Source organism: Kitasatospora sp. NPDC127121, from assembly GCF_042677305.1.
GTDB lineage: Bacteria > Actinomycetota > Actinomycetes > Streptomycetales > Streptomycetaceae > Kitasatospora.
Map to the genome: position 1 here is coordinate 1 of NZ_JBHXTQ010000119.1, position 18,611 is coordinate 18,611.

18 protein-coding genes and 1 tRNA gene are annotated in these 18,611 nt (G+C 70.2%); 7 read left to right on the forward strand and 12 right to left on the reverse strand.

What is annotated here, in order from left to right; translation table 11 throughout:
* Positions 1-102: 102 nt before the first annotated feature.
* The 3 genes from ACFVHI_RS35000 to ACFVHI_RS35010 form a co-directional block, all read right to left on the reverse strand.
* Complete coding sequence (locus ACFVHI_RS35000; protein WP_380345969.1) at positions 103-876, reverse strand: transcriptional regulator; 774 nt, start codon at positions 874-876, stop codon at positions 103-105.
* A gap of 7 nt (positions 877-883) precedes the next feature.
* The gene (locus ACFVHI_RS35005) at positions 884-1,675 is read right to left on the reverse strand and encodes a helix-turn-helix domain-containing protein (RefSeq protein ID WP_380345971.1); all 792 of its coding nucleotides are present in this window, start codon (positions 1,673-1,675) and stop codon (positions 884-886) included.
* A 122-nt stretch (positions 1,676-1,797) separates the two neighbouring features.
* A tRNA-Leu gene (locus ACFVHI_RS35010) sits at positions 1,798-1,870 on the reverse strand.
* A gap of 98 nt (positions 1,871-1,968) precedes the next feature.
* Between ACFVHI_RS35010 and ACFVHI_RS35015 the strand changes: the two genes are divergently transcribed.
* Positions 1,969-2,625 (forward strand): ANTAR domain-containing response regulator, encoded by a 657-nt coding sequence (locus tag ACFVHI_RS35015; RefSeq protein ID WP_063347151.1) that lies wholly within the window; start codon positions 1,969-1,971, stop codon positions 2,623-2,625.
* Positions 2,626-2,707: 82 nt separating this feature from the next.
* Here ACFVHI_RS35015 and ACFVHI_RS35020 read toward each other — a convergent pair whose 3' ends face one another.
* From ACFVHI_RS35020 to ACFVHI_RS35045, 6 genes are all read right to left on the reverse strand, one after another.
* Positions 2,708-3,424, reverse strand: a complete 717-nt coding sequence (locus ACFVHI_RS35020; protein ID WP_063347150.1) for an ABC transporter ATP-binding protein — start codon at positions 3,422-3,424, stop codon at positions 2,708-2,710.
* Positions 3,421-4,242: an ABC transporter ATP-binding protein gene (locus ACFVHI_RS35025; protein WP_063351037.1), complete on the reverse strand. Its 822-nt coding sequence runs from the start codon at positions 4,240-4,242 to the stop codon at positions 3,421-3,423. The genes ACFVHI_RS35020 and ACFVHI_RS35025 overlap by 4 nt, the downstream gene beginning before the upstream one ends.
* An 8-nt stretch (positions 4,243-4,250) precedes the next feature.
* Positions 4,251-6,179, reverse strand: coding sequence for a branched-chain amino acid ABC transporter permease (locus ACFVHI_RS35030; protein ID WP_380345973.1), 1,929 nt, complete (start codon positions 6,177-6,179; stop codon positions 4,251-4,253).
* 5 nt (positions 6,180-6,184) lie between these two features.
* Positions 6,185-7,114, reverse strand: a complete 930-nt coding sequence (locus tag ACFVHI_RS35035; RefSeq protein ID WP_063347149.1) for a branched-chain amino acid ABC transporter permease — start codon at positions 7,112-7,114, stop codon at positions 6,185-6,187.
* A 188-nt stretch (positions 7,115-7,302) separates the two neighbouring features.
* Complete coding sequence (locus ACFVHI_RS35040) at positions 7,303-8,541, reverse strand: branched-chain amino acid ABC transporter substrate-binding protein (protein ID WP_063347148.1); 1,239 nt, start codon at positions 8,539-8,541, stop codon at positions 7,303-7,305.
* A gap of 591 nt (positions 8,542-9,132) precedes the next feature.
* Complete coding sequence (locus tag ACFVHI_RS35045) at positions 9,133-9,597, reverse strand: hotdog fold thioesterase (RefSeq protein WP_363368771.1); 465 nt, start codon at positions 9,595-9,597, stop codon at positions 9,133-9,135.
* 327 nt (positions 9,598-9,924) lie between these two features.
* Between ACFVHI_RS35045 and polA the strand changes: the two genes are divergently transcribed.
* Together polA and ACFVHI_RS35055 are read left to right on the forward strand one after the other, a co-directional pair.
* Positions 9,925-12,612 carry a DNA polymerase I gene (gene polA / locus ACFVHI_RS35050; protein WP_063351036.1) on the forward strand — a complete coding sequence of 896 codons (2,688 nt, stop codon included), beginning with the start codon at positions 9,925-9,927 and terminating at the stop codon, positions 12,610-12,612.
* Positions 12,613-12,752: 140 nt separating this feature from the next.
* Positions 12,753-13,298 carry a GNAT family N-acetyltransferase gene (locus ACFVHI_RS35055; RefSeq protein WP_380345985.1) on the forward strand — a complete coding sequence of 182 codons (546 nt, stop codon included), beginning with the start codon at positions 12,753-12,755 and terminating at the stop codon, positions 13,296-13,298.
* Positions 13,299-13,384: 86 nt separating this feature from the next.
* Here the strand turns inward: ACFVHI_RS35055 and ACFVHI_RS35060 are convergent, their stop codons facing one another.
* Positions 13,385-14,029 carry a TetR/AcrR family transcriptional regulator gene (locus ACFVHI_RS35060; protein ID WP_063347146.1) on the reverse strand — a complete coding sequence of 215 codons (645 nt, stop codon included), beginning with the start codon at positions 14,027-14,029 and terminating at the stop codon, positions 13,385-13,387.
* A gap of 70 nt (positions 14,030-14,099) precedes the next feature.
* On the opposite strand from ACFVHI_RS35060, the gene ACFVHI_RS35065 reads away from it, so the two are divergent.
* Positions 14,100-14,762 carry an O-methyltransferase gene (locus ACFVHI_RS35065; RefSeq protein WP_380345976.1) on the forward strand — a complete coding sequence of 221 codons (663 nt, stop codon included), beginning with the start codon at positions 14,100-14,102 and terminating at the stop codon, positions 14,760-14,762.
* Between the two features lie 401 nt (positions 14,763-15,163).
* Here ACFVHI_RS35065 and ACFVHI_RS35070 read toward each other — a convergent pair whose 3' ends face one another.
* Positions 15,164-15,655 carry a DUF6228 family protein gene (locus tag ACFVHI_RS35070; protein ID WP_380345978.1) on the reverse strand — a complete coding sequence of 164 codons (492 nt, stop codon included), beginning with the start codon at positions 15,653-15,655 and terminating at the stop codon, positions 15,164-15,166.
* A gap of 173 nt (positions 15,656-15,828) precedes the next feature.
* Here ACFVHI_RS35070 and ACFVHI_RS35075 point away from each other — a divergent pair, with 173 nt between their 5' ends.
* A complete protein-coding gene (locus ACFVHI_RS35075) occupies positions 15,829-16,230 on the forward strand; it encodes a hypothetical protein (RefSeq protein ID WP_159398399.1) in 402 nt (133 codons plus the stop codon).
* Between the two features lie 87 nt (positions 16,231-16,317).
* Here the strand turns inward: ACFVHI_RS35075 and ACFVHI_RS35080 are convergent, their stop codons facing one another.
* Positions 16,318-17,169, reverse strand: coding sequence for an alpha/beta fold hydrolase (locus ACFVHI_RS35080; protein WP_380345980.1), 852 nt, complete (start codon positions 17,167-17,169; stop codon positions 16,318-16,320).
* Between the two features lie 73 nt (positions 17,170-17,242).
* Here ACFVHI_RS35080 and ACFVHI_RS35085 point away from each other — a divergent pair, with 73 nt between their 5' ends.
* Both ACFVHI_RS35085 and ACFVHI_RS35090 read left to right on the forward strand, forming a co-directional pair.
* A complete protein-coding gene (locus ACFVHI_RS35085; RefSeq protein WP_380345982.1) occupies positions 17,243-17,374 on the forward strand; it encodes a hypothetical protein in 132 nt (43 codons plus the stop codon).
* Between the two features lie 250 nt (positions 17,375-17,624).
* Positions 17,625-18,149: a GNAT family N-acetyltransferase gene (locus tag ACFVHI_RS35090; protein WP_063347141.1), complete on the forward strand. Its 525-nt coding sequence runs from the start codon at positions 17,625-17,627 to the stop codon at positions 18,147-18,149.
* Positions 18,150-18,611: the final 462 nt, after the last annotated feature.

The following is an 18,611-nucleotide window of genomic DNA, read 5'->3' on the forward strand; positions in this document are numbered from 1 at the left end:
GCCCCGCCCCCACCAACCCCCCCCGCCGCCCCCCCCCCGGCCCTTTCTGGCACCAGCGGTCGGCGTCGGGGCGCGCTGTCCGGAGGGGCCGCGCCGCCACTGTCAGTACTTGGGGCCGATGTGGGCGTCCATGAGGGCGACGGAGTCCTTGCGGGCGACGGAGATGTTGGTGGCACCGGTCGGCCGGGCCGCGGCCTTCCACTGGACGCCGACGGCGTCGAGGGTGGCGGTGAACAGGCCGATGATGTCGGTCGAGGTGTTGGTGAAGAAGTAACGCGGGTACTCGTAGCGCTTCTTGACGCCGCCGACCATTCGCGTCGTCCAGTTGGTGATGCGGCAGCCGTCGGAGTGGATCAGGCCGCGCAGGAACTCCCACGGGTGGGCGTCGACGATCTCCTGCTGCCAGGGCGCGAGGGAGATCGACCGTCGGTGCTTCGGGCCGGGGCCGTGCTGGGGGAAGAGGCAGGGCCAGTGCTTGCTGGTGCTCACGACACTGGTGCAGCCCGGTGCGCGGACGCGCTGAACCCCGTTGAGCGGCATGACGGCGGAGACGGCTCGCTGGCATTCGTCGATCAGGCCGGGCCAGGCGTCGCAGCACGCGATGCGGAGGGCGTAGACCTTGCGGCGGCCCTCGCTGACACAGCCGTCGCCGAGGTAGAGGCCGAGGAGGTAGGCGTAGTCGGCGCGCGGGCGTGAGGGGTCGAGTCGGCCGCTGCGGACCGGGCACTCGGCGGTCATGCGAGGGCTGGGCACGGCACCGGAGGCCCACGCGCGGATCGCGAACCGGGATATTCCGGTCGCGCGGCTGACCTGGCTGAAGGTCAGCCCGGTCGCGTGGAGGTCGAGCGCCCGCTGCCGGGTGGCCGTGTCGTACATGCCGCTGTCAGTACTTGGGGCCGATGTGGGCGTCCATGCGGGCGACGGAGTCCTTGCGGGCGACGGAGATGTTGACCTGGCCGGTGGGGCGGGGGATCGAGGCCTTCCATTGGATGCCGACGGCGTCGAGGGTGGCGGTGAAGAGGCCGATGATGTCGGTGGACGTGTTGGTGAAGAAGTAACGCGGGTACTCGTAGCGGCGAGTGACACCCTTGACGGTCTTGGTCGTCCAGTTGGTGATCCGAGAACCGTCCGAGTGGATCAGGCCGCGCAGGAATTCCCAGGGGTGGGCGTCGACGATCTCCTGCTGCCAGGACTCCAGGGCTATGGTGCGCTCGTGTTTCCTGCCGGGCCCGTGCTGGGGGAAGTGGCAGATCAGATGGTTCGAGTAGAGCTTGATGTCATGACAGCCGGTCCGTCGGACTCGGCAGGCACTGTTCCTCGGAAAGACCAGGTGCATGGTCTGTTCGACGGAGTCCATGACCCCGGGCCACTTGTCGTCGCAGGTGATCTGGAGGGTCATCGTGCGCCGGTATTCATTTGGCAGGAGGATATGGCCGTCGCCGAGGTAGAGGCCGAGGAGGTGTGCGTACGCCGGGCGGTTCAGGTCGTCGCCGTAGCAGTGGGTGCAGGTGGATCGGTGCCGACCGGGGAGCTCTTGGCCGCGCTTGATGCGGTCCTGCTGCTTCCACCAACCGATCGTGCCCCGCGGGACATCCAGTCGGCGAGCGACCTCGGTGTTGCGAACGCCCTGACGCAGCAGCAGGACGGCTTCTTCGCGAATGGATCGAACGACCATGCGGGTGATCCTGCAGCCCGTGAATCACTTGTGCGGGCGAACGGGATTGTTTTCACTCGAACTAGTGAAGATCGCCAAGCGTTAGGTTGCTGCCCTAAGTGGCTTTGAAATCGAAGGAAAAGTGCCCCGGGTGGGATTCGAACCCACGCTGTATGGTGTTTGAGACCATCGCCTCTTCCGCTGGGCTACCGGGGCATCCACAGTTTCGAAGGCTGACCCCGACCCTGCGAAACCAAACATACCGTGTCTAGGTACCCTCGTGCATGCAGTACCCCGCCGGAACTAGGAGCCCCGTGAGCACCGCCGACGAGCAGGCACAGCCGCTTGAGACCGATTCGCCCCAGATCACCCGGATTGTGATCGCCGAGGATGAGGCGCTGATCCGCCTTGACCTCAAGGAGATGCTCGAAGAGGAGGGGTACACCGTCGTCGGTGAGGCCGGGGACGGGGCTACGGCGGTGAAGCTGGTGGAGGAGCTTCGGCCGGACCTCGCGATCTTCGATGTGAAGATGCCGGTGCTGGACGGGCTCTCCGCCGCCGAGCAGATCCACGAGAAGCACCTGGCGCCGGTTCTGATGCTGACGGCGTTCTCGCAGCGGGAGCTGGTGGACCGGGCGCGGGACGCCGGGGCGATGGCGTACATCGTGAAGCCGTTCAGCAAGGCGGATCTGGTGCCGGCGATCGAGATGGCGGTGTCGCGGTACACCGAGATGCGCACGCTGGAGGAGGAGATCGCGGATCTCACCCAGCGGCTGGAGACCCGGAAGCTGGTGGACCGGGCGAAGGGCGTGCTGCAGACGAAGTTCGGGCTGAACGAGCCGGCGGCGTTCCGGTGGATCCAGAAGACGTCGATGGACCGTCGGATGACGATGGCCGCGGTGGCCGAGGCGGTCATCGAGGAGGGCGCGGCCCAGGACCGCAAGAAGGCGGACGAGGACGCGTCCGAGTAGACGGATGCGAGGAGGGCCCGGCAGATCTCATCTGCCGGGCCCTTCGTGCGTGGAGGCGTGGAGGCGTGGATACGTGGAGGCGTCAGTCCTCGCCGAGGTAGGCCTTGCGGACGGATTCGTCGTGCAGGAGGTCGGCGCCCGTCCCGGAGAGGACGATGCGGCCGGTCTCCATGACGTAGCCGCGGTCGGAGAGGGAGAGGGCGGCCTGGGCGTTCTGTTCGACGAGCAGGATGGTCGTGCCGGAGGCCTTGAGTTCGATGATGGTCGCCATGATCTTCTGCATCATCAGCGGTGACAGGCCCATGGACGGCTCGTCGAGCATGAGCAGTTTGGGCTGGGACATCAGGGCCCGCCCCATGGCGAGCATCTGCTGTTCGCCGCCGGAGAGGGTGCCGGCGGCCTGGCGGCGGCGTTCGCCGAGGATGGGGAAGAGGTCGTAGGCGCGGTCGACGTCGGCGGTGATGCCGGCGGTGTCGGTGCGCAGGAAGGCGCCGAGGAGGAGGTTCTCCTCGATGGTCATGCGGGGGAAGATGTGCCGGCCTTCGGGGGAGTGGGCGAGGCCGAGGGCGACGATCTTGTGGGCGGGGACGGTGCTGAGGTCCTGGCCGTCGAAGGCGATGCGTCCGGCGGTGGGTTTGAGGAGCCCGGAGAGGGTGCGCAGGGTGGTGGTCTTGCCGGCGCCGTTGGTGCCGATGAGGGTGGTGACCTCGCCCTGGTTGACGGTGAAGCTGATGCCCTTGACGGCTTCGATCTTGCCGTAGGCGACGCGGAGGTCCTCGACCTCGAGGAGTGCGGTCACTGGTCGGTCTCCGTAACGGTCTCCGCGACTGCGGGGGTGGTGCCTTCGAGCGGGGCGCCGAGGTAGGCGGTGATGACGCGTTCGTCGTTCTGGACGGTTTCGCGGTCGCCTTCGACGATCTTCTGGCCCTGGACGAGGACGGCGGTGCGGTCGCAGAGGTTGAAGATGAAGCGCATGTCGTGCTCGATGACGAGGATCGAGACGCCCTGGTCGCGGATGGCGAAGACGAGTTCCTCGGCGGCGCGGGTCTCCTGGGGGTTCATGCCGGCGGTGGGTTCGTCGAGCAGGAGGAGGCCGGGGTCGGAGGCGAGGGCGCGGGCGATCTCCAGCTTGCGCTGTTCGCCGTAGGGGAGGTTGCGGGCGAGGTGGTCGGCCTTGTCGGCGAGGCCGGTGAAGGCGAGGAGTTCCATGGCCTTCTCGCGGCTCTCGGCTTCGGCGCGGTGGTAGCCGGGGCCGCGGAGGATGGCGGAGAAGATGCCTTCCTTGGTGCGGGTGTGGCGGCCGACGAGGACGTTCTCCAGGACGGTCATGTTGGCGAAGAGCCGGATGTTCTGGAAGGTGCGGGCGACGCCGGCCTGGGTGACGAGGTGGGGCTTGGGCGGCAGGAGGGTGCCGCGGTAGCGGACGGCGCCCTCGGTGGGGACGTAGAGGCCGGTGAGGCAGTTGAAGAAGGTGGTCTTGCCAGCGCCGTTGGGGCCGATGAGACCGATGATCTCGCCTTCGCCGACGGTGAGGCTGACGTCGTTGACGGCGGTGAGGCCGCCGAAGCGCATGGTGACGCCGGTGACTTCGAGCAGGGGTGTGGCGGTGGTGGTCATCTGGGTGGTCACGCCCCTGCCTTGGTGAGTGCGGCGCCGTCGCCGGCGGGCTGGGCCGGGATGGCGGCCTCGTGGAACTCCAGTTGGCGGCGCCGGTTGGGGATGAGGCCTTCGGGGCGGACGCGCATCAGGATGATCAGGGCGGCGCCGAAGGCGAGCAGCTGGTAGTCGGAGAGGAATTCGAGCTTCTTGGGGATGAGGAAGAGGAGGGTGGCGCCGGCGAGGGGCCCGCTGATGGTGCCCATGCCGCCGAGGATGACGGCGGCGAGCAGGAACGCGGAGTTGGGCGGGAGGGCCTCGGCGAAGGTGTACTGGTCGGGGGTGACGGTGTAGCTGACGTGGGCCTGGACGGTGCCGGCGAGGCCGGCGAGGCAGGCGCCGAGGGCGAAGGCGAGGAGTTTGAGGCGGAAGCCGTTGATGCCCATGGCTTCGGCGGCGGTCTCGTCCTCGCGGATGGCGACCCAGGCGCGGCCGATGCGGGAGTTGCCGACCCGGGCGAAGACGAGCACGACCAGGGCGGTGACGAGGAGCATCAGCAGGTAGTAGTTGGAGAAGCGGCCGAGTTCGATGCCGGCGACGGTGTGCGGCTTGCCGAGGTCGAAGCCGAGGATCTCCAGGTCGGGGATCCGGGGGATGCCGTTGGAGCCGTTGGTGACCTTGGGGCCGGTGGTGCCGTTGAGGTTGAGCATGGTGATGCGGAAGATCTCGCCGAAGCCGAGGGTGACGATGGCGAGGTAGTCGCCGCGCAGGCGCAGCGTGGGGGCGCCGATGAGGACGCCGAAGACCATGGAGACGGCGGCGCCGGTGAGCATCGCGGCCCAGAACGGGAACTGGACGTGGATGGGGGAGGCGGGGGAGCCGGAGACCAGGGCGGCGGCGTAGGCGCCGACGCCGAGGAAGGCGACGTAGCCGAGGTCGAGCAGGCCGGCGAGGCCGACGACGATGTTGAGGCCGAGGGCGACGGTGGCGAAGATCAGGATGTTGGTGGCGACGGAGGTGTACTGGTCGCTGGTCTGGGTGAAGGGGAAGCTGGCGGCGGCGGCGAAGGCGGCGCCGGTGGTGACGGGGCGGTGCTTGACGGTCAGGGCGCGCAGCCGGGCGAGCAGGCCGGACCGGGTGAGGGCGGGGACGACGAGGGCGGCGAGCAGCAGGTAGCCGATGAAGAGTTCGCCGTACTCGGTGTCGATGCCGAAGGTGATCGTGAACAGTCCGAGGCCGAAGGCCAGGACGATGGTCAGGACTTCGGCCCAGGAGGGGAGTTGGCGCGGCGCGGGCAGCGGCCGGTCGACGGTGCCCAGGCGCAGCCAGGTGTGGGCGAGGTGGCCGAGCTGGAGGAGCAGGACGACGCCGGCGGCGATCGCGAGGGCGCCCGCGAGGGCGGTCATCACGGGGGCGACGGGCTGGTCGCCGGGGATGGCGTGGGCGGCGAACCAGCCGGCGGGGGCGACGGGGACGAGCAGGAAGAGGCGCCTGTCGAGGATGCGCAGCGGGACGCGGGTGCGGCGGTCGAGGGGCAGGCCGAGGGCGCCGATGACGGTGAGGAGGCCGCCGGCGGCGAGGATCCAGCCGCCGGCTTCGAGGTTGGCGAGGCCGCCGAGTTCGGTGGCGATGGCGGAGACGGAGAAGACGCTGACGGCGAGGGCGCCGGTGGCGGCGTAGAGGACGGCGTTGTGGCTGCGGCTGGGGGCGGCCCAGCGCAGGCCGGGGGTGCCGTGGGTGGCGAGGAGCAGGAGGAGGGTGAGGAGTCCGGCGGCGAGGGCGAGCCATTGGAGGCCGGCGGGGGAGCCGGTGTAGGTGAGGTCGCCGGGGAAGTCGGAGGTCCAGGTCCAGGGGAGGGCGGCGGAGGCGGCGGTGGTGAGGGCGCCGAGGCCGGTGAGGGCGGTGGCGGCGCGGGCCGGCAGGGGGATGACCGGGGTGGTTTCGGTGGTGGTGGTCATGGTGGTCACGCCCTGTCCGCGACGCGCTCGCCGAGCAGGCCCTGGGGCCGGACGAGGAGCACGAGGATGAGGAGTACGAAGGCCCAGACGTCCTTCCAGGCGCCGCCTCCGAAGAGGTGCATGCCGGGCAGGTGCTGGATGTAGCCGGTGGCGAGGCTTTCGGCGAGGCCGAGGGCGATGCCGCCGAGCATGGCTCCGTAGATGTTGCCGATGCCGCCGAGGACGGCGGCGGTGAAGGCCTTGAGGCCGAGGATGAAGCCCATGCGGAAGTCGACCTGGCCGCTGCGCAGTCCGTAGGCGACGGCGGCGACGGCGGCGAACGCGGCGCCGATGGCGAAGGCCATGACGATGATGCGGTCGGTGTCGATGCCCATGAGCTTGGCGGTGTCGGGGTCCTGGCTGGTGGCCTGCATGGCGCGGCCGGAGCGGGTGCGGGTGACGAACCAGCCGAGGGCGAGCATGCACAGCGGGGCGGCGATGAGCAGGAAGAGGTCGCTGCGCTGGATGGTGACGGAGCCGAGGCTGAAGGGGTCGCCGGGGATCTTGGGGAAGACCCGGGCCTTCTTGGCGTCGGGGTAGAAGGAGAAGACGAGTTGCTGGAGGAAGATGGACAGCCCGATCGCGGTGATGAGGGGGGCGAGTCGGGGGGCGTTGCGCAGGGGCCGGTAGGCGAAGCGCTCGGCGGCGACGGCGGTGAGGGTGGAGACCAGGATGCCGGCGATCAGCATGAGCGGCAGGGCCAGCCACAGGGTGGTGCCGCCGGGGAGGGCGAGGTAGGCGGTCAGGGCGCCGAAGCCGCCGACCATGACGATCTCGCCGTGGGCGAAGTTGATGAGCTGGACGATGCCGTAGACCATCGTGTAGCCGATCGCGACGAGTCCGTAGAGGGCGCCGAGGATCAGGCCGTTGGCCAGCTGCTGCGGTAGGTCGTGCACCGCTGGGCCTCCGTAGTGCGTTCGGGGTGTCCGTGTGGGTGGTGGATGTGGGGGCGCGCGGGGGCACTCGTGGCGCCCCCGCGCGCTGTGCTGCTGGATGGTGGTGCGGGCCGGCTCAGCCGTTGAGGTTCAGACGCTGAAGGTTCAGTCGTCGAGGGCTCGGCCGCTGAGGTTCAGCCGTTGGAGGTTCAGCCGCTGAAGGTGCCGGTCTTCTCCACGGTCCACTTGCCGTCCTTGACGGTGTAGACGGTGAGTTGCTTGTTGGTGGTGTCGCCGAACTCGTCGAAGGAGACCTTGCCGGTGACGCCGTCGAAGGAGACCTTCTGGACGGCGTCGACGACGGCGGCGCGCGGGTTGGCGGGCAGCTTGCCGTTGTTGGCGGCGGCGACGGCCTTGACGGCCTGGATGATGGCCCAGCCGCTGTCGTAGGAGTAGCCGCCGTAGGTCTCGTAGGGGTCCTTGTAGCCGGCGGCCTTGTAGTCGGCGATGAACTTGGCGGCGGTGGGGAGTTGTTCGACGGCGCCGCCGACGGCGGTGGCGTAGTCGCCGGCGCTCTTGGGGTTGAGCTTGATGAAGTCGGCGCTCTGCATGCCGTCGCCGCCCATCAGCGGGATGTTGACGCCGGCGTCCTTGAGCTGGAGGGAGAGCGGGCCGGCGGCGGGGTACTCGCCGCCGTAGTAGACGGCTTCGGCGCCGGAGGTCTTGACCTTGGTGACGATGGCGGAGAAGTCGCGGTCGTCGGGGTTGACGTGCTCCTCGCCGACGATGTTGCCGCCCTGCTTGGTGAATTCGGCCTTGAAGGTGGCGGCGAGGCCGGCGCCGTAGGTCTTCTGGTCGTCGATGAGGAAGACCTTGGACTTCTTGGCGTCCTTGGCGAGGAACTGTGCGGCGAAGGGGCCCTGGACGGCGTCGGTGGTGGCGGTGCGGAAGTAGGTCTTGAAGGGGCGCTTCTTCTCGCCGGTGACCCACTTCTCGCCCTGGCTGAGGGCGACGCCGGTGTTGGCGGGGGAGATCTCGACGAGGTTGGCGTCGTTGAAGATCTGCTGCATCGACTGGGCGACGCTGGAGTTGAGCGGGCCGACGACGCCGAGGACGCTGTTGTCGGCGACGAGCTGGGTGGCGTTCTGCTGGCCGGGGCCGGGCTTGGCGGTGTCGTCCAGGGCCTTGACCTGGAACTTGACGCCGGGGACCTCGTTCTGTTCGTTGGCCTTCTTGACCGCGAGGTCGACGGAGTTGCGGATGCCGATGCCGATGGCGGAGAGGTCGCCGGTGAGCGGGGCGTCGATGCCGATGGTGACGGTGGTGGTGGAGCCGCTGTTGCCGCTGCCTCCGTCGGCGGACTTCTTGTCGTCGCGGGAGCCGCACGCGCTGAGGCTCAGGGCGCCGATCACGGCAATGCTCACGACAATTGCGGAACGGTGACGCACGAGGGTCCCCTTCGGTTCGGGAGGCGCCGCGCCTGAGTTGGCGGGAGCCGGGATGCGCGGAGGGCCGGGCCCAATCCGTTGGCGCGGTGACTGGCCGTGACTCTAGATGCCTCTGGGCGACTCGGGCAGTGGTGTGGCGAGGCTGTGATTCTCTTGTTATGAGCACACAGAGCAGTTGTCTCAGCATGTGGTCGTTTTGGCGCGACCGATCCGCCGATGTAGGGCGTTTAGGGGCTGTTGGGGCAATGTAAGGGCCAGAAATGGGGGTTGCAGCTGGCCTGGCCGATAGTCGGACACTCATGTCCGATTCACTTGTTCCGGTCATGATCGTTCGTATTTCGGACAGCGAGGGCATGGCGAAGGAGCCCCGGGCTGCCTGCGGGCCTCGGAGCGGGCCATTGCTCGGATTTTCTGCCTGTTACGCAGAGTCACCTGCGCGGATTCCGGGCATGCTGCCGCGTCGGCCGCGCCCGGACATGCCGCCGCCCCCTTGTCCAGACCAACGCCTGCCCAGGGTGGCGGAAGGTCAAACAAGGGGGCGGCCAAGGGATTTGATGATCCGTCGGCACCGGGAAGAGTCCCGGCGCGGGGTCAGAGGTCGCGCAGCATGCAGGTCAGCCGGCAACTGGTGACCCGCTTGCCGGTGTCGTCGGTGATCGCGATCTCGTACGTGGCGGCGGTGCGGCCCTTGAACACCGCCGTCGCCACCCCGGTGACCAGCCCGGAGGTGGCCGAGCGGTGGTGGGTGGCGTTGAGGTCCACCCCGACCGCGTACCGGCCGGGGCCCGCGTGCAGCATCGCGCCGATCGAGCCCAGCGTCTCGGCCAGCGCCGCCGACGCGCCGCCGTGCAGCAGCCCGTACGGCTGCTGGTTGCCCTCCACCGGCATGGTGCCGACCACCCGGTCGCCGGAGGCCTCGACGATCCGGATGCCGAGCTTCTCGCCGAGGGCGCCGCCGGAGAAGGTCTGCGGATCGACGCCGAGCTTGGCGAAGTGGTCCAGCACGTCCTGCGGGACCTTCAGGACGGGGGCCGCGTCGGGGGCCGCGTCGGTCATGGGGAACTCCTGCCGCTCGGGGATCGTCATCGTGCTGCCTGTGATCGTACGACCGTCCTACTCGGCGGTAGCGGCCGTGTCCGGGGCCGGGGCGCGTCCGGGGTCGGGGCGCGTCAACGGACGCCCCGGGCGCGGCGGCCCCCGGCGTGCCCCCGCCGCCCGCGCCCGGCACGGCGTCCGATCGGCACGGCGCCCCTTTTGTCGGTGCCGGGCCATAGGATCGGTGGCCGGTAGTGGAATCGGCAGGAACGGGACGTTGACGTGGCTACGCAGAGTACGGACAAGGGTGCGACGGGTGGCGGCGGGGCCGGCCCGCGGCCCCGGCTGATGCTGCTCGACGGGCACTCGATGGCCTACCGGGCCTTCTACGCCCTGCCCGTGGAGAACTTCAACACCTCCACCGGCCAGCCCACCAACGCGGTCTACGGCTTCGCCTCGATGCTCGCCAACACCGTCCGGGACGAGCAGCCCACCCACCTCGCCGTCGCCTTCGACCTCTCCCGGCAGACCTTCCGCTCCGTCGAGTTCCCCGACTACAAGGCCAACCGCGCCAAGACGCCGGACGAGTTCCGCAGCCAGGTCCCCCTGATCGGCGAACTGCTCGACGCGATGAACGTCCCCCGGCTGACGGCCGAGGGCTTCGAGGCCGACGACATCATCGCCACCCTGGCCACCGCCGCCGAGGCGGCCGGCTACGACGTCGACATCGTCACCGGCGACCGCGACTCCCTCCAGCTGGTCACCGACCACATCACCGTCCTCTACCCGACCAAGGGCGTCTCCGAGCTCACCCGCTACACCCCGGAGAAGGTCGCCGAGAAGTACGGCGTCACCCCGCGCCAGTACCCGGACCTCGCCGCCCTGCGCGGAGACCCGTCCGACAACCTGCCCGGCATCCCCGGCGTCGGCGAGAAGACCGCCGCCAAGTGGGTCAACCAGTTCGGCTCCTTCGACGAACTCGTCTCCCGCGCCGACGAGGTGAAGGGCAAGATCGGCGAGAAGCTGCGCGAACACCTCGACTCGGTCAAGCGCAACCGCGTCCTCACCGAGCTCGTCCGCGACGTCGAACTCCCGCTCGGCGTCGGCGACCTGGCCCGCGCGCCGTTCGACAAGGCCGCCGTCGGCACGCTGATGGAGTCGCTGGAGTTCCGCAACGCCAACTTCCGCGACCGCGTCCACGGCATCGACCCGGCCGCCGGCGAGGAGGAGGCCGCGGCCGAACTCGCCCCCGGCGTCGAGGTCGACGGCGAACTGCTCACCGACCCGGGCACGCTGGCCGGCTGGCTGCGCGAGCACGCCGCCGACACCAAGGCCCCCGTCGCCCTCGCCGCCGTCTACCAGTGGGCGCTCGGCACCGGCGAGGTCGCCGAAGTCGCCCTGGCCGCAGGGGAATCCGCCGCCTGGTTCGACCCGGCGCAGCTCGCCGAGGAGGACGAGCGGGCCTTCGCCGCCTGGCTCGCCGACCCGGCCGCCCCCAAGGCCCTGCACATCGCCAAGCAGGTCATGCGGGCCTTCGCCGAGCGCGGCTGGGCCATCGAGGGCGTCGTCGCCGACACCGCCCTCGCCGCCTACCTGGAGAAGCCCGGCCGCCGCACCTTCACCCTGGAGGTGCTCGCCGAGGAGTACCTGGCCCGCTCGCTCACCCCCGCCCCCGCCACCGAGGACGGCCAACTCGCCTTCGACGCCCCGGAGGAGGACCCTGCGGCCGGCGCCCAGGCGCTCATGCTCCAGGCCCGCGCCGTCCTCGACCTCGCCGCGCTCTTCGACACCCGCCTCGCCGAGGTCGGCGCCACCGGGCTGCTGCGCGACATGGAGCTGCCGATCGCCGCCCTGCTGGCCCGGATGGAGCGCACCGGCATCGCCGCCGACCGCCCCTGGCTCACCAGCCTGGAGGCGCAGTTCGCCACCGAGATCCAGCGCGTGGTCGAGGAGGCGCACGCCGCCGCCGGGCGCGAGTTCAACCTCGGCTCGCCCAAGCAACTCCAGGAGATCCTCTTCGGCGAGCTCGCCCTCCCCAAGACCAAGAAGATCAAGACCGGCTACACCACCGACGCCGACGCGCTCACCTGGCTCGCCACCCAGACCGACAACGAACTGCCGGTCATCCTGCTGCGCCACCGCGACCAGGCCAAGCTGCGCACCACCGTCGAGGGCCTGCTCAAGACGGTCTCGCCCAAGGGCCGCATCCACACCACCTTCAACCAGATGGTCGCCGCCACCGGCCGGCTCTCCTCGCAGGACCCGAACCTGCAGAACATCCCCGTCCGCACCGAGGAGGGCCGCGCCATCCGCCGCGCCTTCGTCGTCGGCGAGGACTACGAGTCGCTGCTCACCGCCGACTACTCGCAGATCGAACTGCGCATCATGGCCCACCTCTCCGAGGACGAGGCCCTGTTGGAGGCCTTCGCCACCGGCGAGGACCTGCACACCACCGTCGCCTCCCAGGTCTTCGAGGTCCCGGGCACCGCGGTGGACGCCGAGATGCGCCGCAAGATCAAGGCGATGTCCTACGGCCTCGCCTACGGGCTGTCCGCGTACGGGCTCTCGCAGCAGCTCGGCATCAAGCCCGGCGAGGCCCAGGGCCTGATGGACACCTACTTCGAGCGCTTCGGCGGCGTCCGCGACTACCTGCGCCGGGTCGTCGACGAGGCCCGCGCCACCGGCTACACCGAGACGCTGCTCGGCCGCCGCCGCTACCTGCCGGACCTCAACAGCGACAACCGCCAGCGCCGCGAGATGGCGGAGCGGATGGCCCTCAACGCCCCGATCCAGGGCTCGGCCGCCGACATCGTCAAGATCGCCATGCTGCGGGTGGACGAGGCGCTGCGCGCCGCCGGCCTCACCTCCCGGATGCTGCTCCAGGTGCACGACGAAATCGTGCTGGAGCTGACCCCGGGCGAGCGCGAGCAGGTCGAGGCGATCGTCCGCGAGCAGATGGCCGGCGCCTACCCGCTGCGCGCCCCGCTGGACGTCTCGGTGGGCGTCGGCGCCAACTGGGAGGCCGCCGCGCACTGATACGGCGGCGCGGTGCGGTTCTCGGCGGGCCCGGACACCGCTGGTGTCCGGGCCCGCCGCTACGATCTGCCGGTCCGTTGCGCAGTGGGCACGACGATCGGCGGATGGCGGAGAGCCCCTTGGTGATCCAGAATGGTTCGATGGTCACGCTTGAGACTCCGCGTCTGATCCTGCGTCGCTGGCGCGAGGAGGACGTTGCGCCCATGGCCGCCGTCAATGCCGACCCCGAGGTCATGCGGTGGATCCGTGACGGCAGCGTCCGTGACGAACAGCAGACCCGCGGCGGGATCCAGGCCTGGGAGAGCGAGTGGGAGTCGCAGGGCTTCGGCCTGTTCGCCGTGGAGATCCGGTCCACGGGCGAGCTGGCCGGGTTCACCGGCCTCTCGGTCCCCGGCTTCCTGCCGGAGGTACTGCCAGCGGTCGAGGTCGGTTGGCGGCTGGGACGTTCCCACTGGGGGCGGGGCTTGGCCACCGAGGCCGCTGCGGCCGCTGTGCGGTTCGGGTTCGAGGAGCGAGGGCTGGAGCGGATCGTCAGCATCACCCAGGTGGGCAACGATGCCTCCGAACGGATCATGACCAAACTGGGGATGCGGCTGGCCCGTGAGACCGTCAGTCCCGCCGGCGGTCGGCGAGTGCGGGTGTTCGCGTTGTCGTCGGACCAGTACGCCGCAACCACTCGGCACTGAGCGCGGCCACCTGCTCGGCGGTCCCGCCGGTGCCCGGGAGTCGGCTACTCCCCTGCGTCGGCTACTCCGCTACTCCCCTGTGTCCGCTACTCACCTGCGTCCGCTACGCCCGCGCGGTGCAGGAACGCCTCGACGAGGCGGTCGGTGAAAGCCTCGTCCACGGGTTCCGCCGTCACCAGGACGCGGTGGTAGAGCGGTCCCACGAGTTGGTCGATCTCCGCCGCCATGTCGAGTCCGGTGGCGAGCTGGCCGCGTTCCACCGCGCGTTCCAGCGGGAGCCGGTCGCGTCGGCGCTGTTCGTCGAGGTACCCGGACCGCAGGGCGGCGGCGAACGCGGGATCGTGCTGGGCGTGCCCGATGAGGGCCTTGAAGACGGCGCCCGCGTCGGACCGGGTGAGGAACAGGGCCAGTTGGCGCAGGTGGGCGCGTAGGTCCGGGGCCAGGTCGCCGTGGTCCGGCGGAGTCAGGGCTTCGGCCGCGTCCTGGAGGAAGGCGTCCAGGAGGATGTCGGTCTTGGTCTTCCACCAGCGGTAGACGGTCTGCTTGGCGACGCCCGCCCGGGCGGCGATGCCCTCGATGGTGACGCCGGTGAAGCCCTTCTCGACCAGAAGGTCGTCGGCCGCCTCCAGTACTGCCTGCCGGGCCTGTTCGCTGCGGCCGTGCCGGTTGCCGTGATGGCGTGCCGCCGGTTGCGGCCCGGCCGCCGCGGCGGCCGTACTTCCTCGTTCCATGTCTGCCTCCTGGGGCCAGGGTAGGCCAGAACCGCTAGACGCAACGCAACGGTGCGTCTAGTCTAGGCCCATGACACCCACCAACACCCTCGAAGACCCCCGCGTCGCCACCGCCCTCGACCGGATGTTCCGGCACGCCGAGCAGGACGAGGAGACCAGCAAGCGGATCCGGGCGGCGTGGCCCCAGGGCTCCGCGCCCCTCGGCCCGCAGGAGCAGGCCGACGCCAACGCCGAGGTGTACATGCCGATTTCGGCCCAGGGCGGCCGCCTCCTCTACAACCTGATCCGGGCCATCCGCCCCGCCACCGTCGTCGAGTTCGGCACGTCCTTCGGCATCTCCACGCTCCATCTCGCCGCCGCGGTGCGCGACAACGGGACGGGCCGGGTGATCAGTACGGAACTGAGCGCCGCCAAGGCCGCGGCCGCCCGCCGGACGTTCGCCGAGACGGGACTGGACGACCTGATCACCGTCCTCGAAGGAGACGCCCGCGACACCCTCGCCGCAGTCGACGGCTCCGCGGACTTCGTCCTCCTCGACGGCTGGAAGGACCTGTGCCTGCCCGTCCTGCGACTCCTCGAACCCCGCCTCGCGCCCGGCACCCTCGTCGTCGCCGACGACGTCGACCTGGAGGCCCTCGCGCCCTACCTCGACTACGTCCGCGACCCCCGCAACGGCTACCAGAGCGTCACGTTCCCCGTGGAGGACGGAATGGAGATCAGCTGCCGCCTCTAGACCCGTGTGGCGTCGCGATCAGGCGTGGGTATCGCCTTCTTCGTGGGGGCGGGACCCGGCAGGACACTGGTCGTGACGCGTGGGCAACTCACGAATGCCCAGCGCAAGTTCATCGGGCCGCCCCTGCCGATCGGCAGGTACGGCCCGTACCCCGAGTGCTCGCGGGAGCAGAGCAGCTCCGGCCGGGCCGGTGGCGGGGGGAGCGCAGGAAGTCGGCGGGGCCGACTTCTGGTGCAGGAGGCTGGGCGGCGGCGCGGTGATGCGGCCGGTGGCGGCCCAGGACCGGACGGCCGGTCGGGCGGAGGAGCCGAAGGCTTCGGCGAGCAGGACGTGGAGCAGCAGTCCGGCGGCCGTGGCGAACAGGAGGGGGGAGGAGTCACGGTCGTAGCCGGCCCGGTCGATCAAGCGGTGCCTCCGGACGGACGGGACTCCGTCAGGTCGCCGGGGGCGAGGAACCGGCGGACGTCCGAGGCGAGACCGGCCAGCTGTTCCCCGGCCTCCAGCCACGTGGTGACCGAGGCCTCCCAGGAGGCGTCCCGACCGATCCGCGGGCGGACGGTCCAGGTGAGGCCGACGTGGCCCCCCGGGCGGAAGACGGCCCGGAGGGCGAGGCGGTGGGTGTACCAGGTGCGCTCCGCCTCCCAGCCCCGGTAATCGGCGGCCAACTCGTCGAGGAAGTCGGCCGGATGGTCCGGGCCCCAGGCCCAGGCGATGACCGAGTCGAGCCGGGCCCGGAGGCCTTCGGCGTGCAGTTCCACGGCGAAGCCGGTGCCGTGCTCGTCCGGGAAGTGGCGGTCGGTGAGCCTGACCCGGGTGGCCGGGTCGTTGCGGCAGCGGACGTCGACGGCCGGCGCGTCGGTGGGGTCGGTGGGGTCGGTGCGCTGGTCGTTCATCCGCCGGACGATAGGCGGCGCGGTGCCGGAAGTCATCGTGATTTCGGCCCGGCCCGGCCCGGTGCGATCGTGCGGGCGGAGCCGGTCGCCGTCGGCCGACGGCCAGCGGCCCGGAGGGGCGACCTCGGAAAAGGGCGCGCGCCGCTGCGCCCGGCCAGGCGATCATGGCTGCCATGACGGATGCAACCGGAGCGGAGCCGTTGGGCGTGTGCCTCGTGGCCAATGTCGCTCAGGAGACCGGTCACGGCGAAGGCGGGTCGGAGATCCGCGAGGGGCTGCGGCACTTCGCGCCGGGGGCGAAGGTGTGGATCGCGCCGCCAGCCTGGGGCGACGGCGGTGACTGCGTCATCGTGGCCGGACGTCATCGGGGCAACAGCCGTCGTTACGTGCGGATCGTGATCAAGAGTCGGTTCCTGGTGAACTTCCGGGTCCATGCCGTCTACAGCCCGGCGCTGGTGCGTGCGTTGACGGAGGCGGGGCCCGGCGAGGAGAAGGATTTCGGCGCCCGCTTCCTGTGGGACCCGGAGCAGGCGGAGAGCTGGGCGCGATCCCGGAACACGCCGAGGACGGGCTGAGACCGGGCTGAGGCCGGGCTGAGGGCGGCCTGAGGGCGGCGAAGCCGGCGTGCCGGTGGGGCGGCGCGCCGGGAACACCGCTCCGGATCAGCCCGCGAGGTGCTCCAGGAGCAGCGGCACGATCCGCTTGGCGTCGGCCTCAGGCAGCCAGTGGGTGGCGCCCTCCAGCGCAACGAACCGGTACGGGGCGCTGACGTGCTTGGCCGTCAGGTCGGCGGCGTCGCGGCCCAGGGCGCGGTCCTCGGTGCCCCAGACGAAGAGCGTGCGGACGGTGATCTCGCCGGCCGGCACCCGGAGTTCCTCGTTGATCGCCCGGTACCAGTTGAGCCCGGCCGTCAGCACGCCCGGCTCGGTCAGCCGTCGGACGTTGGACTCGGCCTGGTCCGTCGGCAGCGCGCCTCGGTAGATCGCGCGCAGCCTGGCCGCGTCGTCGGCCAGCATGGCCTGCTCGGCCACGTGCTCCGGCAGGCGGAACTCCCTGATGTACTGGGAGCGTTCGCGCTGGTCGCTGTCGTTGTTGAGGGCCTCGTAGAGCGCCTCGGGGTGCGGGGTGGAGAGCACGGTCAGGCTGTGCAGCCGCTCCGGGTGGGTGGAGGCCAGCGCCCAGGCGACGAGGCCGCCCCAGTCGTGGGCGACCAGGTGGAAGCGGGGCGCGTCCAGGGCGTCGGCGAAGCCCAGCGCGTCCGCGACCAGCAGCTCGACGGAGTAGTCCGCGATGTCCGCGGGGCGGGCGTCGGGGGAGTAGCCGCGCTGGTCCACCGCCACCGCGCGGTAGCCGGCCGCGGCCAGCGCGGTCAGCTCGGCACTCCAGCAGTCGGCGAACTCGGGGAACCCGTGCAGCAGCAGCACGAGCTCCCCGTCGGCGGGCCCGGCGGCCAGCCCGTCGAAGGTGTGCCGGCCGACGGTCAGACGGACGGCGCTGGGCAGGGGTGAGGACATGGTCAGCTCCTGTTGGTAGTACGTCAACAGAACGATCACATCACAGGGTTGGGAGGGCGAACGCGGCGGGCTGGTGAGGGCGGCCGCCGACGAGGCGAGGGCACGCGGTGCCCAGTGGCTGCACGTCGACTACGAACCGCACCTGGAGTCCTTCTACGGCCAGTGCGGATTCCGGCCGACCGCCGCCGGGCTCATGCGGCTCTGAACGGGCCGCCTCCGTAGGTCCAACAGGTGCCGTCGTCCGTGGCTGCTGGTGCGGGCAGGCCGCCACGGGCGGACTCGGCGATCCCGGATACGACCCGGTGCGGCACGGCAAGGTCCGTAAGCATGGGTCAGTCCCGGTCAGGCAGGCTCCCCGGCGAACAGGAAGTCGTCGGCGGTGGCATCCATCAGAAGTTCGTCGCAGGGATGACTGGGCGGCCTGAAGCGGTGGATGATCGACGAGGATCGTTGCCATGACCTACGTGATCGAAGCTGCTCGTCCGGGCGACTCCGCGCAGCTGGGGCCGTTGCTGCTGAGGGCTTGGCTGCAGACATACCCCAACCCGGAGGTGGGGATCGACGAGGACTGGATCCGTGAGCATCGCGGCTCGTCAGCTACCACGGAAGGCATCAACCAGTGGCGGGAGTTCATCGAGACAGCGAACCAGGAGCCGGATCTGCTGTTCTGCCGTGTTCTCCGTTCTGAAACCGAGATCGTGGGCGTTCTCTGCGGGCGCCGCGGCGAGGTGGTCACTCTCGGACCGATGTATCTGCTGGAACACGTCCAGGGCCAGGGGCTCGGTGGCCGCATGATGACCGAGTTCCTCACCTGGGCCGGATCCGCACCCATATGCCTATGGGCCACCGACTACAACGACAGCGCGGTCCGCTTCTACCAGCGCCACGGATTCAAGGCCACGGGTGAGCGAGAGCTCTGGCAAGGAAGGCTGCCCAACCTCCGTATGACCCGCGAGGTCGCACCCGGCATCAACAGCTGAGCTACCCGCGTTGGCAGCAACTGCCTCGAAGGCCAGCTGCGGGAGAACCCACACCACGGGCTCGTGGGTGGGGCGAAAACAGACTCGACGGCCCGCCGCCCGAAGGGGCGGCGGGCCGTCCCGTGGACTGCTGCTGCTTCGTGAACATCCACGGTCCTCAAGATCGTCAACTGCTGCTCAAACCGGCAGACAAACGCTACTGCTAGAAGTGAACGAAGCCAGGGCGGTGTGCGGCAGATGGGTTCTGCGGGGCGCGTAGGAAGTCGGGTGGGTCGACTTCCTGTGTTCACGGGTGGGTTGTGTGGGTGGCTTGGGCTTGGGCGCGGTTTCGGCAGTGGGTGAGGGCGGGTTTGAGGCGGGGGTCGGGGGTGGTGGTGAGGAGTTCGCCGGCGGTGGTGAGGGTGGTCCAGTAGTGGGTGGGGTTGCCGGTGGTGGGGTGGGGGTGGGTGGTGGTGAGGGAGA